The 13,912-nt window shown below is 56.2% G+C and carries 12 protein-coding genes and 1 pseudogene; 6 read left to right on the plus strand and 7 right to left on the minus strand.

Going from position 1 to position 13,912, the window contains the following annotated elements; genetic code table 11:
- Positions 1-123 precede the first annotated feature (123 nt).
- The 5 genes from GFS31_RS01815 to gltX all read right to left on the minus strand — a co-directional run bounded on the left by GFS31_RS01815 (position 124) and on the right by gltX (position 4,240).
- A complete protein-coding gene (locus GFS31_RS01815; RefSeq protein ID WP_198806606.1) occupies positions 124-405 on the minus strand; it encodes a hypothetical protein in 282 nt (93 codons plus the stop codon).
- Between the two features lie 116 nt (positions 406-521).
- On the minus strand, positions 522-1,418 hold the full coding sequence (locus GFS31_RS01820; protein WP_198806607.1) for an urease accessory protein UreD: 897 nt from the start codon (positions 1,416-1,418) through the stop codon (positions 522-524).
- A 57-nt stretch (positions 1,419-1,475) separates the two neighbouring features.
- On the minus strand, positions 1,476-2,039 hold the full coding sequence (locus GFS31_RS01825) for a Uma2 family endonuclease (protein WP_198806608.1): 564 nt from the start codon (positions 2,037-2,039) through the stop codon (positions 1,476-1,478).
- Between the two features lie 69 nt (positions 2,040-2,108).
- Complete coding sequence (locus tag GFS31_RS01830) at positions 2,109-2,723, minus strand: DUF3318 domain-containing protein (protein WP_225907532.1); 615 nt, start codon at positions 2,721-2,723, stop codon at positions 2,109-2,111.
- A gap of 74 nt (positions 2,724-2,797) precedes the next feature.
- A complete protein-coding gene (gene gltX / locus GFS31_RS01835; RefSeq protein ID WP_198806609.1) occupies positions 2,798-4,240 on the minus strand; it encodes a glutamate--tRNA ligase in 1,443 nt (480 codons plus the stop codon).
- A gap of 464 nt (positions 4,241-4,704) precedes the next feature.
- Here gltX and GFS31_RS01840 point away from each other — a divergent pair, with 464 nt between their 5' ends.
- Both GFS31_RS01840 and GFS31_RS01845 read left to right on the plus strand, forming a co-directional pair.
- On the plus strand, positions 4,705-4,908 hold the full coding sequence (locus GFS31_RS01840) for a hypothetical protein (RefSeq protein ID WP_198806610.1): 204 nt from the start codon (positions 4,705-4,707) through the stop codon (positions 4,906-4,908).
- Positions 4,909-5,236: 328 nt separating this feature from the next.
- Positions 5,237-5,692: a Fur family transcriptional regulator gene (locus tag GFS31_RS01845; RefSeq protein WP_198806611.1), complete on the plus strand. Its 456-nt coding sequence runs from the start codon at positions 5,237-5,239 to the stop codon at positions 5,690-5,692.
- 173 nt (positions 5,693-5,865) lie between these two features.
- Here the strand turns inward: GFS31_RS01845 and GFS31_RS01850 are convergent, their stop codons facing one another.
- A complete protein-coding gene (locus GFS31_RS01850; protein ID WP_198806612.1) occupies positions 5,866-6,042 on the minus strand; it encodes a hypothetical protein in 177 nt (58 codons plus the stop codon).
- A gap of 667 nt (positions 6,043-6,709) precedes the next feature.
- Here GFS31_RS01850 and psbA point away from each other — a divergent pair.
- Positions 6,710-7,771, plus strand: a complete 1,062-nt coding sequence (gene psbA, locus GFS31_RS01855; protein WP_198806588.1) for a photosystem II q(b) protein — start codon at positions 6,710-6,712, stop codon at positions 7,769-7,771.
- A 135-nt stretch (positions 7,772-7,906) separates the two neighbouring features.
- On the opposite strand, the gene GFS31_RS01860 is transcribed toward psbA, so the two are convergent.
- Positions 7,907-9,649 (minus strand): SWIM zinc finger domain-containing protein, encoded by a 1,743-nt coding sequence (locus tag GFS31_RS01860; protein WP_198806613.1) that lies wholly within the window; start codon positions 9,647-9,649, stop codon positions 7,907-7,909.
- 1,037 nt (positions 9,650-10,686) lie between these two features.
- Between GFS31_RS01860 and mgtE the strand changes: the two genes are divergently transcribed.
- From mgtE to GFS31_RS01875, 3 genes and pseudogenes are all read left to right on the plus strand, one after another.
- A complete protein-coding gene (mgtE, locus tag GFS31_RS01865) occupies positions 10,687-12,066 on the plus strand; it encodes a magnesium transporter (protein WP_198806614.1) in 1,380 nt (459 codons plus the stop codon).
- 205 nt (positions 12,067-12,271) lie between these two features.
- The gene (locus tag GFS31_RS01870) at positions 12,272-12,973 is read left to right on the plus strand and encodes an MgtC/SapB family protein (RefSeq protein ID WP_198806615.1); all 702 of its coding nucleotides are present in this window, start codon (positions 12,272-12,274) and stop codon (positions 12,971-12,973) included.
- Between the two features lie 104 nt (positions 12,974-13,077).
- A pseudogene (locus tag GFS31_RS01875) lies at positions 13,078-13,869 on the plus strand (IS5 family transposase).
- Positions 13,870-13,912 lie beyond the last annotated feature (43 nt).

Here is a 13,912-nt window from a genome sequence, read left to right on the forward strand (position 1 = left end):
GGAGCAACCGTTTAGCGTTGTGGTTTAGATCCGAGGGTTAGATCAACCGCCAACAAACAAGGGGCCTAAGCCCCCTTGCTTGTATTACGTTGTCTCGAAAGCAGCTAGGCCAAGGGTTTAGCCTTAGTTTACTTCAGCGCAAGCGTCGGCGTAGTCTGGGTAGGCTTCCAGCCACTCGGCGGCGTCAATATAACCATCCTCGTCTAGCTCACCATCCTCTATCAGCGCCGCGAAGAAGCAGGCACAGGCTGGCTCGTTTAGGCCATAGTCATCACAGATGTCTAGAACATCCTCTGACAGGGTGATATCTTCCACAAAGTCTTGGGCAATGGCCATAAAGGCGGTGGCACCGCTTACACCAAAGGCCGTCGCTAAAGCCAGGGAGAACTTGATGACGTGGGACATGCCTGAAGCTCCACAAAAGAATGGGATAGCTTCCACAGTAGGGTATACGTATTTAAAAAGCTAGATTGGGTTATGAAGTTTACTAAGAGTTCATAACCTTTGGGTGATCTCTGGACTTACCGAGCCCAGACTCGGGAGACAACCGCCGGACGTTCCAGATAGTGGGGCCGCAACACCTGCCAAACCGCCACAAACCAATGGCGGGCCGCTTCACTGGAGGGGCCACGATAGCGACAGAGAACGCCCCTTTGTAATCGAGACACGCCGATATCCCCTGGTTGATCGCTGGGCCAGAGTTCCCGGAGGATAGCGACCTGCTCAGGATTGGGCATCCAGCCTACTAGGGCTAGGGTTCCGACAACGGCGTGCCCCGCTAACCCGTTGGGGCTATCCAAAGCCAAGCTTCCCCCGGTTATCTGTTGCCGATCTACCCACAGCGGTACATCCCCTTGCCACACCTCCAGGTCAGATCGCCAGTGGCCTTGGGTAAATCGTTCTCCCCCGGCACTGCGGCCAAACCGGGTGACATCCCAGCCGCACCACAGCGCCCCCTCGGCGAGGTTGACCCGCACCCGCTGACGATATTGGGCACCGCTAAAAATAATGGTGTCCTGGGGAAACCACTCTAGGGAACTACCCGGAGTCAGCGTCAACGTGACGGTTTGCTGGGTCAGGTCAATGGTTTTGGTGGTATCCACCGACGCCCCCAGTCCGCCCCCGGTGCCGTAGATTTTGTTGGCCGCTGCGGTGGTGATCAGCGCGTGGCTGTGGGGATGGGTTTGGGTGTTGATGGTGAGCTCATCGCCGCCCACCATGCCCCCCGCTGTGTGGACAAGGACGCTATGGCAGACCTCTGGCCCCTCTGGATACAAGGGTCGCTGCACCTTCAGGGGCGCTTGGGTAAAGCTGCGGGTGGGGACGGTTTTATCACCCCGCTGGTCGTAGATGAAGTCGGCTTTGCCGTGCCAGCCCTGGCGTACCGCTGGTTCTGTCGTCTTAATCTGTATCACCATTTTTCCTTGCCCCCGTTGTACTGCATCACCGTCACCTAAGCTAGACACCGCCCTAGGCTAGGTGAGGAGCCAATCAAAGAGGGTTTGCAGGGTTAGCCGAAACTCCTCTGCAAAGGTGGGTCGAGGCAGCAGAGCGTCCGGCTCATCCACCGCCACCGGAAGTTGATGGGGGCGGTAGACAAACACGGTTTGCTCCTCCGGATCAATCAGCCAACCCATTTCAGCCCCCGCCTGAAGGCCGTGAAGGATATTTTTTGTGACTTTGGTTTGGCTTTGGTCGGGGGAGAGGATTTCAATCGTCCAATCTGGGGCGACTAAGAAGCTATTGGCCACGGCCCCTGTGCTTTCGCGGGGAATCCGTTCCCACTGAAAAACGGCGATGTCCGGTACGGTAGAACGTCCGCCAAAGGTGCAGCGCAGTTCAGGAAACGCACGGGCCACACGACTGGGCTTCACCACGGCATTGATGGCCGCAACCAAGTCTCCCTGAATCAGGCTGTGTCTCCCTTGGGGCATAGGTTTTTGCAAAATACGGCCATCCAGGTATTCGCTGGCGGGTTTGGTTTCTGGCAACTGCAAAAACTCTGCCAAGGTTAGGATTTTTGGCGGCGTTTGCACCATGGTCGATCAAGCCTCTCTCATCCGGCGTTGGCGTTGGCGGCGTTAGCCTTGGCAGTGCCCCAGGCTTCCCTAGCGGGGCGGCGAACCTGTTGGCACCGAGGAAAATTCCGTCAGCCGGGTTTGGGTACGGAGGTTTTGGCAGCGCATCAGTTCCGTTTGGGTGGGCACCCGGCGACCCTCCAGGGCAGGCACCGCTTCGATGGCGCGAATCAGGGCATTGGCCGCATCGGCTTGGCTATAGCCCCGGCGTTGGGCCACCTGCACCGCCCGATCATCGGCGACAATTTCCGTTTGGGGGCCATTCACGCCGCGCCACAGTTGCCAACCCGCCAAGGCCGTTACGCCCCCCGCCGCCAAGAGGCCCACGGCGTCTCCCTTCATCAGTTCCAGCACGCCGCCCGCCACCCCAGCCCCGGCCAGCAGTTGGTAGCCGTTGGGCTTCAGCAGGTTGGCCAGCATCACCCAGCTAATGGTGCGGAGAAACAGCAAATCCCGCTCGGCCACGCTGAGGTGTTGCCACAGATCCATATTGAGGGTGACGGGGTGGCTGGGCTGCCAGGGGCGCGGAAATTTGGCCTTAATCACCGGAATTTGGCGATCATTGAGGATGATCTTAATTTTCATCCGGGCTGAGGCTGGCATGAGTTCCTTCAGCCGCGCGATTTCAACATTAGGGTTGACCACAGCAAGGACTATCCCAACGAGGTATCTGAATGCCCCTAGCCTACCATAGCCGCCTCAGCCCCTAGGGCCATGACCTAAACCAGCGCCAGAGCTTCCTTCAGCCGTGCCATATCAAACCCACGCTGACGCAGAATTGCCCAGGATTCCATCAAGTCCGGGCCTTGCAGCGCTCCCATCAGCGCTGCCCGCATGGACTTCATCACCAAGCCTTTTTTCACGCCCTGGGCCTTGGTGACGTCGTTCACCAAAGCTTTCAGGTCGTCTAGGCTGGTGGGATTTTGGCTCGTCAGACCGTCCACAATGGCCTGAATGACGGCAGCTACGCCCTCAAGCTGCAACTGAGCCTTGGCGTCGTCGGCAAAGGGTAGGGTTTCGGAAAAGAAGAAGCGGCTTTGCTCCACGGCATCGGTGAGCCGGGTCAGGCTGGGAGCCATCATCGCCATCAGGGGCAGCAGCCAGTCCCGATCCGCCTCGGCGTCTACCGTATATCCGGCTTCTTGGAAGTGGGGCAGCACCAGATCCAAAAGGGCGGCGGGCTCCATTTCGTGTAGGTATTGGCTGTTCAGCCAGTCTAGTTTGTCCCAGTCGAATTTGGCCCCGGCCTTGTTGACCCGATCAAAGCTGAATAGCTTGGCGGCGTCTTCGAGGGTAAACCGCTCGTTGGCATCGGGGGCCGACCAACCCAGCAGCGTCATATAGTTGGCCAAAGCAGGGGCGACAAAGCCCATCTTTTGGAAGTCGGAAATGGACGTCACGCCATCTCGCTTGGAGAGTTTCTGCCCAGTTTGGTTCAAAATCAGCGGCGTATGGGCAAATTCAGGACTCTTTGCGCCCAGAGCTTCGTAGAGCAAAATCTGCTTCGCCGTATTGGCAATGTGGTCTTCCCCCCGGATGACGTGGGTGATGGCCATATCGACGTCATCCACCACCACAGCGAGGTTATAGAGCGGTTGGCCGATGGTCGTTGCCGAGGAAGCCCGCGCCACCACCATATCGCCGCCCAGGTCGCTGGCCTGCCAGGTCACGGGGCCGCGCACCATGTCGTTCCAGGTAATCGTGCGGCTGTCGTCAATTTTGAAGCGAATCACCGCCGGACGCCCCTCAGCTTCAAAGGCGGCCTGCTGTTCTGGAGTCAAATCCCGGTGGCGGTTGTCGTAGCGGGGAGCCTGTCCCTTGGCCTTTTGGGCTTCCCGCATGGCGTCGAGTTCTTCCGGCGTGTCGTAGGCACGATAGGCCAAGCCCTTGTCCAGCAGGGTTTGAATGGCCTGCCGATACAGATCCAACCGCTGAGACTGGAAAAATGGCCCCTCGTCCCACGCCATGCCCAGCCAGCGCAGCCCCGACAGAATATTCTCAGTAAACTCCGGCTTCGAGCGTTCCTCGTCGGTGTCTTCCACCCGCAAAATGAACTGGCCCCCTTCGTGGCGGGCAAACAGCCAGTTAAACACAGCGGTGCGGGCCGTACCAATGTGCAGATTCCCGGTGGGGCTGGGGGCAATGCGAACACGGACAGTCATGGGAATACCTGCACTCTCAACAAGGGACAAACCCTTATTTTAAGGGGCAACGCGGCCTTAAATCCCAAGAAATCCCAGGCTTTCAATGAGATTCCAGGGTTCTTCAACGCTTTGACGACACCCCTGCCTTTCAAGGCCAGAACCCTGGGATCTAAAGGCGCGACACAGCAAGAGAGCCTAGGGTTCTTCAAGACTTCGACCATCGGTCTTCATTCCCAAACCAAAATCCTGAAATTGTAGCCCCGTAATTTTCCGTAATAAAGGGCGAAAAGCCGATCCACTGGCCCTAGACATCCGTACCTTTGCCGATAGCTGATGACGTTTGCTTATCATTACAATAAGTGAAGATTATTTTCAGGGCGCTCAATCATTGCCCTAGCGCAATCGTCACCCAGCGGAGCGAACGGATACGGAATCCCTAAGCCGTCAGCCCTCGCCCTACCCCAGATGGATCGGAGGATGTCATGCAAACCCTACTCAGCCGTAGCCTGATGTGGCTCTTTGCCGAAATCGTCCTCACCGTATTGAACCTAGACGATCTGGCCGACTACGGCGAATTTATCTTCCGCGTTCAGGACGATCTGGCGTTGCAACGGGAACGCATTGAACTGATCTCCCCAAGCCGTCAGGTCTATCTGTCGATGGAATGCTGTACTTCGTGGGCCTAAGCTCATCAATCAGGCTCTCCAGAATATGACCCTCCAGGCAAAGATACGTTGCCCTAGCCCTTGGGCTGTGCCTTCATTGTGGAAGGTGATTGAGATTTAAGGTTATCCCCAGCGACAGAATCACCGCCACGCACAGCACCCGAGCGGGACACCCACAGAAATGTATTTTTTCATTAAGGAATTGCAATGCCTGATTTTCCCAGGATTGATGTTCATACATCTTCGGATTGATTCTCAATAAGGGAAAACTATTGCAAATCCCCCCCGCCGTTCGTTACTATTCTCATTAAGCAGATGTTAATGAAATTCTCTGGGGAGGGGCTAAGCGATGGCGGCATACACTCCATCGGCACTGAAGGCCGAACTGAACGAGCGAGGCTGGCGCATGACTCCCCAGCGGGAAACCATGCTCAAAACCTTCCAAAATCTGCCAGAGGGCACCCACCTCAGTGCGGAGGATCTCTGCGACCTGCTGGATAAGGCTGGGGAGCCCATTAGCTTGTCCACCATCTACCGCAATCTGAAACTGATGGCGCGGATGGGAATTTTGCGAGAGCTGGAGCTAGCGGAAGGGCAAAAACGCTACGAAATCAACCAACCCGCCCCCCACCATCACCATCACCTTATTTGTGTTCGCTGCAACAAGACCATCGAGTTCAAAAATGACTCAGTCCTGAAAGTAGGGGCCAAAACAGCGGATCGCTCTGGCTATCACCTGTTAGATTGCCAACTGCTGATCCACGGTATTTGCCCGCCCTGTCAGCGGTCTATCGTGCCGATTTAGGCTAGGCTTAGTCCGGTCGGCGCTGCTGAAGATGTGATCACTTCAGCGCCTAGCGCTCCTGCTCTAAAACTGAGCACATACGAGGTCAAAGAATGGCAGGGAATGCGCGGATGGGGGCCTTGAAATCCAACAGTCCCGGGGGCAATCCGCTACATTAACCATCAACCGATGCGCTAATCGACAACCCGCAGTCGCCCCTGGCTCAGCGCTTCGTAGACGCGATTAATTAAGGCCGAGTCCGTCGGGCTTAGGTCGCGCTTCGTCAGCATAGCCATGATCATTTGTTGATCGCGGCGGGTTAGACGTCGTGCAGCGAACATTTCTTCGATGGCTCTTTCCAGGGTAGACATAGCTTGCACTCTGATTGCTATCAACGGACAGACCAAACGCTGATCAAGAACACGTCAGCCTAGGTGGGTTGATGTTTACCGTAGTGGCCTCATCCTACGGGAGTTCCTTCCGCAGGACATCGGCAGGATAACCCAAGTCCTCCCTAAAATCCGTTCACCTCCATTGGCCTAGTCCGTAGTTTCACGGAATCAGCACAGCCTATCTAAATCAGCCGCTCAACATCCTGCCAAGCCCTAATAAACCAAGCCTGCCGCCCGGTTCAGAGATCTTGTCTGAGATAAACCGCTAGCCCAAAGCTTAAGAACTGTAAAGATGCCCTGCCTGTCCCCTTACCCATCGAACTGTCCCGGAGGCTGTCTTGTAACCCTCGATTCCCTTGGCCAGCCTTGCTGTCTAGCCAGACGTACACTCCTAAAGGGGTTACGGTAGTCCCAGGCAGAGTAGATCAGTATTTATCGGTAGGCAAATCGGTTGAATAGCATCGGTCACTCTGTAGTTTCCCGGAGGTTGCATCAAGTCTCCATGCCCATCCGCTGCGGCGGCCTGAAGTTGACTTTCTTAATTTCGCTCCATGTTGAAATTAAGTTTTGTGTGCTATTGTGGAGACACCTAACCAAAAGCTCTTTGCGTTAGGGATACATTTTCTAACCTACGGACTAATACATCATGACAACGACTCTACAGCGGCGCGAGAGCGCCTCCCTGTGGGAGCAGTTCTGTCAGTGGGTAACGAGCACCGAAAACCGCCTGTACATTGGCTGGTTCGGCGTGCTGATGATCCCCACCCTGCTAGCTGCTACCGCCTGTTTCGTAATCGCCTTCGTTGCTGCTCCCCCCGTGGACATCGACGGCATCCGTGAGCCCGTGGCTGGCTCCCTGATGTACGGCAACAACATCATCTCTGGTGCTGTTGTTCCTTCCTCCAACGCTATCGGTCTGCACTTCTACCCCATCTGGGAAGCCGCTTCCCTGGATGAGTGGCTGTACAACGGTGGCCCCTACCAGTTGGTGATTTTCCACTTCCTCATTGGCGTCTTCTGCTACATGGGTCGTGAGTGGGAACTGAGCTACCGCCTCGGTATGCGCCCCTGGATCTGCGTGGCTTACTCTGCCCCCGTGGCCGCTGCCACCGCCGTGTTCCTGATCTACCCCATCGGCCAAGGCTCCTTCTCTGACGGGATGCCCCTGGGTATCTCTGGTACCTTCAACTTCATGTTGGTGTTCCAGGCTGAGCACAACATTCTGATGCACCCCTTCCACATGATGGGTGTGGCCGCTGTGTTCGGTGGGTCTCTGTTCTCCGCCATGCACGGTTCTCTGGTGACCTCTTCTCTGGTGCGTGAGACCACCGAGACCGAGTCTCAGAACTACGGCTACAAGTTTGGCCAAGAAGAAGAGACCTACAACATCGTGGCTGCCCACGGCTACTTCGGTCGTCTCATTTTCCAATACGCTTCCTTCAACAACAGCCGCAGCCTGCACTTCTTCCTGGGTGCGTGGCCCGTCATCGGCATCTGGTTCACCGCTCTGGGCATCAGCACCATGGCGTTCAACCTGAACGGGTTCAACTTCAACCAGTCCATCCTGGATTCTCAGGGTCGTGTGATTGGCACCTGGGCTGACGTGATCAACCGGGCCAACCTGGGTATGGAAGTGATGCACGAGCGCAATGCTCACAACTTCCCCCTCGACCTGGCCACCGCCGAGGCTCCTGAAATCATCGGCTAGTCTTGATTGACGAGTCCATGGGTCAGCTAGCGATAGCTGACTAGGGAAGAGAAAGCGCTCCTCGTAAGGGGAGCGTTTTTTCGTGGGGATTATTCTACTGCCGTTTGGCTGATGGAGTTCCCGGCAGGAGCTTACCTAAAAATTGGCTCGATCTAGCTCCTCCTTGAGGGCGCGCAGAGTTTTGTTTTGGTCGCGCAGGGTCTGCACATATTGATTGAAATCCACCTTTTGCCCAGTGGCCTGGGACAGTCGCTTAACAGCCTTGAGGTATTCCACAGCCTTGCGGTAATTTTCGCGGCCTCTGTCGGCGATCGCGTCTTCAATCATTTCGCGATATAGCTTCATGGCTGTCTTGGGTTGGTCGGTCTCCAGGGCTTGGGCCACCAAGATGGCATACTTGGGGTGGTCAAAACAGTTCAGTTTTTTCAGATAACCCAGCGCCGTTTTCCAGTCCTGTTCCAGCAGGGCAATGTCCATCAGCGATGGGATACGGTTCTTTTCCTTGAGATGAGCGATAATCTGCAATCGCAGGCTGTCCCACTGGCCGAGGGTTTGGGCTTTGGCACGCAGTTCGCGATAGCTGTCTAGGGTGAACCGTAGCTTGAGGCTGCTGAACTGGGCGGCCACCATCTGTTCTGGTGAGCCGTGCTGGGCCAAAAAATCCACCAGCCATTCACCATAGCCGTAATAGTCCCGCTGCTGTTGGCAGGATTGGATGAAGTCGAGGGCCAGGTCGGGTTGGTCGGCCTCTAGCAGGGCATTGGCAAATTGAACCGCAAGCCCCGGCATTTCCATAAAATGCGACCGTGCCAGGGACAGAGCCGCATCAAAGTTCCCCTGCCGCAGGTGATAAAAGGTTTTTTGCTGGGGTGTGCCTATTTCTAGCACTACAGCATTGGCATCGGTGGCCTGACCCCGCTTTTCAGCCCGCTTCACCAGCAGATCGACCAGAGACTCTCGCCCCCACTCGCCAAGTTTGCGTCCCCCTGCCCCCCGGAGCAACTGGTGAATTTGCCTTTCCACCCAGGCCCAGTCTTCATCAGTGCTGTGCTCCAGCAGAGCCTCACTTGCAGGATAGGCGTAGTCCATGCCGCCTAGTTCGATATCCTTCAACACTGCCTGGAAAAAAGTTCCAATCCACAGGCGATGGCGACCCATATCAAGGTTTTGAGCCTGTTCCAGGCTGTCTTTTAGCCCTTCGGCAATGTTTTGAATCTCCACACCTACGGCTCCGTTGTAGTCCACCTCTAGAACGGTGTAGTCGTAATGGTCGTTGGCCGCCTCTAGGAGCAGTTGATAGATATCGCCTGCCTTAACCCAGTCCCTGCGATCCGCGAAGCTGTGGCCCTGTTCAGCCAAGGCGGCTAGGGCGGCGGCCATCGTATTCATGTCGCTGCCGCGAAACAACCGCTCTACTGCTCGACGGTAGTTATCCAAATTCGGCCCATCGCCGTCTGTGGTGGTCGGGCTATCTACCCAGTCCAGCAAATCAGGATGGCGCTGCACCATGCGCTCAACCAGCGCCACCAAATCCTCTCGGCTGTGCTGGGCCAACAGGTCTGGGACGGGGGGCACTGGGCGAATGCGATCGCATTTGTGAATATAGGTCAGCAGCAGCGCCACTCGATGCTTGCACAGCCCGCCCCAGTCGTAGGGACAGGTGCAGTCGCTGTCCTCCACCCCCTCTGGCCCCAGGGTGATACGAGGCTGGTAAACCACCGTGCCCTCACAATCGGCCCATAGGGTTTGCCCCTGGAGCACCGGGTTGAAAATAGCCCCGTTGCGATAGTAGCGCTGACCGCGCTCAAAGCTCTGATCGGTGGCCAACGCCTTGATTTGGGACTCTGTTAGGGGTGTAGGTGATGGGCACATGGCCATAGCGCGCTCTCATTAATCCGCTATACCCAGCGTAACGGATGGGTGAACGCCCGTAATCAGAACCTATAACTGAATGCCATCCCCTGTACCTAGATACCCAATACAGCCCGATGCAACGTAACAAGAATGAGTCCTGATTTTGCGACTAAATTCGTTATCGAGTTCCATGCCCAATAAAATTTAGGTTGACAGTTGTTAGATTCACTTGTTAGGATTTCTAAGGTCTGTGGGCTTAAGTTATACAAAACCGCAACCCACATACATTGTCCTTCTAAAGGCTCTTAAACCAATGGAGATTCCGAGTAGTAGTCCTTGGACTGCTTTAAACGAATCTAGCGTTACAGACGATAGCCCTGAACACAGTTGTGGCCAAGGCTTGCAGTCGATTGGTTTGATGAACATTCCTAACCTAGCCCTGCGCTAGGATTTGATGGTTCATCTCCGGTCGCTGCAAAGGTGGCGACTGCGGGGAAAGGAGGTGAACCCTGGACGGTAGTTATTTAGCTTATTACAGCTATGCGATCAGGGCTGGCTTGTCATAGCTGACCTGAATCGTGGGATGAATAGGCCATGGAAGACCATGGCGTGAGTGGTGGAAGCTGATCCATCTATGTTCTGGGCCAGTGCGGTCATTGACCTCAGCGGTCATGGCTTGTTGCTAGGCCTGCTGTGTTGGGCAGGCTTGCTACGGCCTTAGCCAGTGGGATAGATCGGCGGTGAGATCAACCGCAGAGTGGGTTAATGATATGTGACCCATGCTATTGATTGGCCTTTGGGTCACTAAGACGACTATCTATTGAGATTGTAATTGGGCAATCTGCGTTCAGAAAGGCAATCTTTCAGGACGTTATTTCGCATGTTTTGTCTGAGTTATTACGGCTCAGGCATCAATTTTGCAGCCAGTTTTTGGCTAATAGCTACTACACCTGACTGCCACTGTTCGGCATCAGTGCTGGGCTGATTTGCGCTGGAATTTTGCGTTGGAATAATTTGCGACAAATTTGCTAAGTAGGATTTTCTAAATAGGACGATAGGTCATGGGTCAAAATGTTTTGCACGATCTGCTTCAGCCCTTTGCCCTAGAGGCGGCGAAAAAAGAAGCCAACCGTATTGCTCCGGCGGAGTTGGTACAGCTATTAATGGACATTCCCCCCGGCAAGCGGGTGCTAGCTTTTCGGCTGTTGGATAAAGATAAGGCCCTGCGGGTCTTTGAGTACCTGCGTCCCGATGATCAGGCAGAGCTGATTCAGGCCATGGAAAGCCCGGAGGTGACGGCCCTGCTGGAGGAGTTGGATGTGGATGACCGGGTGCGGCTGTTTGAGGAACTGCCCGCCAAGGTTGCCAAGCGGCTGATGGCCAACCTTAGCCCGGAGGCCCGCAATGCCGCCAATGTGTTGATGGGCTATCCCGAAGGCAGCGCTGGGCGGTTGATGAACCTGCGGCTTCTCACCATTCGCAGCACAGCGACGGTGGCGGCGGCCCTGGCGACGGTGCGGGAATCGAGTCTGGAAGCCAGCGAACTGTCGGTGGTGTTTGTAATTGACGAAAACCGCTACTACCAGGGCTGGGTACGGCCTGTGCAACTGCTGAAGGCGGATCCAGCTCGGCGGGTGGCAGACTTGCTGGCGGCCATGGACGAGGCTCCGGTGGCGGTGCGGGCGGTAGATGACGAGCTGAAGGCGGCGCAACGGCTGAAGACCTATGACCTGCCTGCGATTCCGGTGGTGGATAGCGAAGGTCGGCTAATTGGCGATATCACCTTCGACGACGTGATTGACCTGGTGGAGGAGGAAGCCACGGAAACCATCCTGGAACAGGCCGGGGTTGGGGGGCTGCTGACCCGAGATCGTGGCTGGAGCGAAAAGCTGGTGCGGGGGCCATCGATCTACGCCATTCGCCTGCGGATTGTGTTCCTGGTGGTAACGCTGATTGGCGGCTTTCTGGTGGGTGGCGTGATTGAGCGGTTTGAAGAAACCCTGGAGGCAGTGGTTGCTGCTGCCGTGTTTATCCCCCTAGTGATGGACATGGGCGGCAATGTCGGCACCCAATCCAGCACCATCTTTGCGCGGGGGCTGGCCTGGAGCCAAATTACCCCCTCTCAGTTTTCGGCCTACCTGTTTCGGGAAATTCGCATTGGTTTTGTCATGGGCATCATTTTGGGCACCGTTGCCGGGGTAGTGGCCTATGTGTGGCAGGGAGTTCCCAACGGCATTCCCCAACTGGGCTTGGCGGTGGGGCTGTCGCTAACCGTCGTGATTACCCTGGGGGCGATTTTGGGTGCATCGTTGCCCATGGTGATGCTGCGGGCGGGCTTTGACCACGGGCCAGGGGCCGATCCCTTCATCACCACGATCAAGGATTTCCTGGGACTGTGGGTTTACTTTTCCCTGGTGGGCTGGCTAGTGGGGGTAGCCTAACCCCAGACGGCGGCCTGGGCGACCTGAATCTTAACCTGCGCTTTAGGGGTGGGTGATAGGCTCCATGCCATCTGATACCCAATCGTCCCTAGCAACACCTGAGTGCCTAGGGGTGCATTTCAAATCTGGGCTAACACAGACCTGGATTAACACAGATCTGGATTAACACAGATCTGAACTAACACAGCAATGGGGTGAGCAACCGATGGATTGGACAGAATTTGCCGTGCGGCTGGCGGTGGCGTTTTTGCTGGGTTCGGCCTTGGGGCTAGAACGGCAGTGGCGGCAGCGGATGGCAGGGCTGCGGACGAGTACCCTCGTGGCTACCGGGGCGGCATTGTTTGTCATGCTCTCGGTGCTCACCCCCGATGATGCCAGCCCCACCCGGATTGCGGCCCAGGTGGTCTCTGGGATTGGCTTTTTGGCCGGGGGGGTGATCCTGCGCGAAGGGCTGACGGTGCGGGGACTGAACACCGCCGCCACGATTTGGTGTGCGGCGGCCATTGGCAGTCTGGCGGGGGCTGGGTTTTTCGCCCCGGCCACCCTGGGGGCCATTGCAGTACTCATTGCCAATACCGTACTGCGCCCCATCAGCCATCGCATTAACCAGCAACCCCTCCAGGGCACTGAGCTGGAACTGTGCTACCAATGCTCCCTCATTTGCCATAGCCAGGACGAAGCCCATGTGCGGGCGCTGCTGCTGCAAGCCCTTGGCCCCAGCAAAATGCGGCTGCGCTCCCTGTGCAGCGAAGACCTGAAAGACGAAAAAAATCGGGTGGAGGTGGAAGCCGAAATGGTGACTCAAACCCGCAATGACCAACTGCTAGAGCAAATCATTAGCCGCCTCAGCCTGGAACCGGGCGTCACCGCTGCAAGCTGGCGCATCATCGAGCAAGAGTTTGGTTAGAGGATATTTGAAAAGTATCAATTAGCACACAGCGACCCGAATCGCAGAAAAGGCTTCCTCGGTATTAGGCTCAGAGTAACAAGCACTGTAGCCCCTTGGAAGCCATGTCATCACATTATGCTAGCCACCTGACCCGTGACCAGTGGGACCTGCTCTTTCCGTTGCTCCCTGGCCCGAAATCCACAGGGCGACCGCGCACAGTTGACCTGTATGCGGTGGTCAATGCCATTCTTTATGTCCTAGCAACGGGGTGTGCCTGGTCGCTGTTACCCCAGGACTTTCCACCCTATTCCACGGTCTACTACTATTTTCGGCAATGGAAACACGACGGCACCTGGAAGCGGGTGCATGACCATTTGGTGGACTGGGTGCGGGTGTCCGAAGACCGATTTCCCACCCCCAGTGCCGGAGCCCTAGACTCTCAGACGGTGCCCAGTGCGGTGATGGTGAGCCAATCGGTGGGCTATGACGGGGGCAAGAGAATCAAGGGTCGCAAGCGTTTTACCCTAGTCGATACGATGGGGCTTTTGATATCGGTGAAGGTGGTCGCCGCCAGTGTCCCGGAGCGAGAAGGAGCTAAACAACTCCTTCAAACCGTCCAAGATGAGCGGCAACGTCTGCCTCGTCTGAGCCTAATCTGGGTCGATAGCGGATTTTCGGGCAAACACTTCTTCAAAACCGTGATTGACTGGATGGCTATCGTGTTGGAGGTGGTGCTACGCCCCAAAAAGGCCAAGGGCTTTGTCCTGTTACCCCGACAGTGGGTGGTGGAGCGCACCTATGGGTGGCTCCATTGATGTCGCCGCCTCAATGTCGATTACGAGCGTTTGCCCGAATCCTCGGAGGCGTTCATTCACATCGCCATGATTCGTATCATGCTACGGAGACTCGCCTGAAGCGTTGCATACCCCGTCTCCGGGTTTCCAAATATCCTCTTAG

The sequence above is a fragment of the Leptolyngbya sp. BL0902 genome (genome assembly GCF_016403105.1).
GTDB lineage: Bacteria > Cyanobacteriota > Cyanobacteriia > Phormidesmidales > Phormidesmidaceae > Nodosilinea.

Bases quoted from the DNA above. Each gene is read 5' to 3' on its own strand.
- GFS31_RS01870 (WP_198806615.1), top strand. From the start codon at position 12,272: ATGGATTGGACAGAATTTGCCGTGCGGCTGGCGGTGGCGTTTTTGCTG.
- gltX (WP_198806609.1), bottom strand. From the start codon at position 4,240: ATGACTGTCCGTGTTCGCATTGCCCCCAGCCCCACCGGGAATCTGCAC.
- GFS31_RS01815 (WP_198806606.1), bottom strand. From the start codon at position 405: ATGTCCCACGTCATCAAGTTCTCCCTGGCTTTAGCGACGGCCTTTGGT.
- GFS31_RS01840 (WP_198806610.1), top strand. From the start codon at position 4,705: ATGCAAACCCTACTCAGCCGTAGCCTGATGTGGCTCTTTGCCGAAATC.
- GFS31_RS01825 (WP_198806608.1), bottom strand. From the start codon at position 2,039: ATGGTGCAAACGCCGCCAAAAATCCTAACCTTGGCAGAGTTTTTGCAG.
- GFS31_RS01850 (WP_198806612.1), bottom strand. From the start codon at position 6,042: ATGTCTACCCTGGAAAGAGCCATCGAAGAAATGTTCGCTGCACGACGT.
- mgtE (WP_198806614.1), top strand. From the start codon at position 10,687: ATGGGTCAAAATGTTTTGCACGATCTGCTTCAGCCCTTTGCCCTAGAG.
- psbA (WP_198806588.1), top strand. From the start codon at position 6,710: ATGACAACGACTCTACAGCGGCGCGAGAGCGCCTCCCTGTGGGAGCAG.
- GFS31_RS01845 (WP_198806611.1), top strand. From the start codon at position 5,237: ATGGCGGCATACACTCCATCGGCACTGAAGGCCGAACTGAACGAGCGA.
- GFS31_RS01860 (WP_198806613.1), bottom strand. From the start codon at position 9,649: ATGGCCATGTGCCCATCACCTACACCCCTAACAGAGTCCCAAATCAAG.
- GFS31_RS01820 (WP_198806607.1), bottom strand. From the start codon at position 1,418: ATGGTGATACAGATTAAGACGACAGAACCAGCGGTACGCCAGGGCTGG.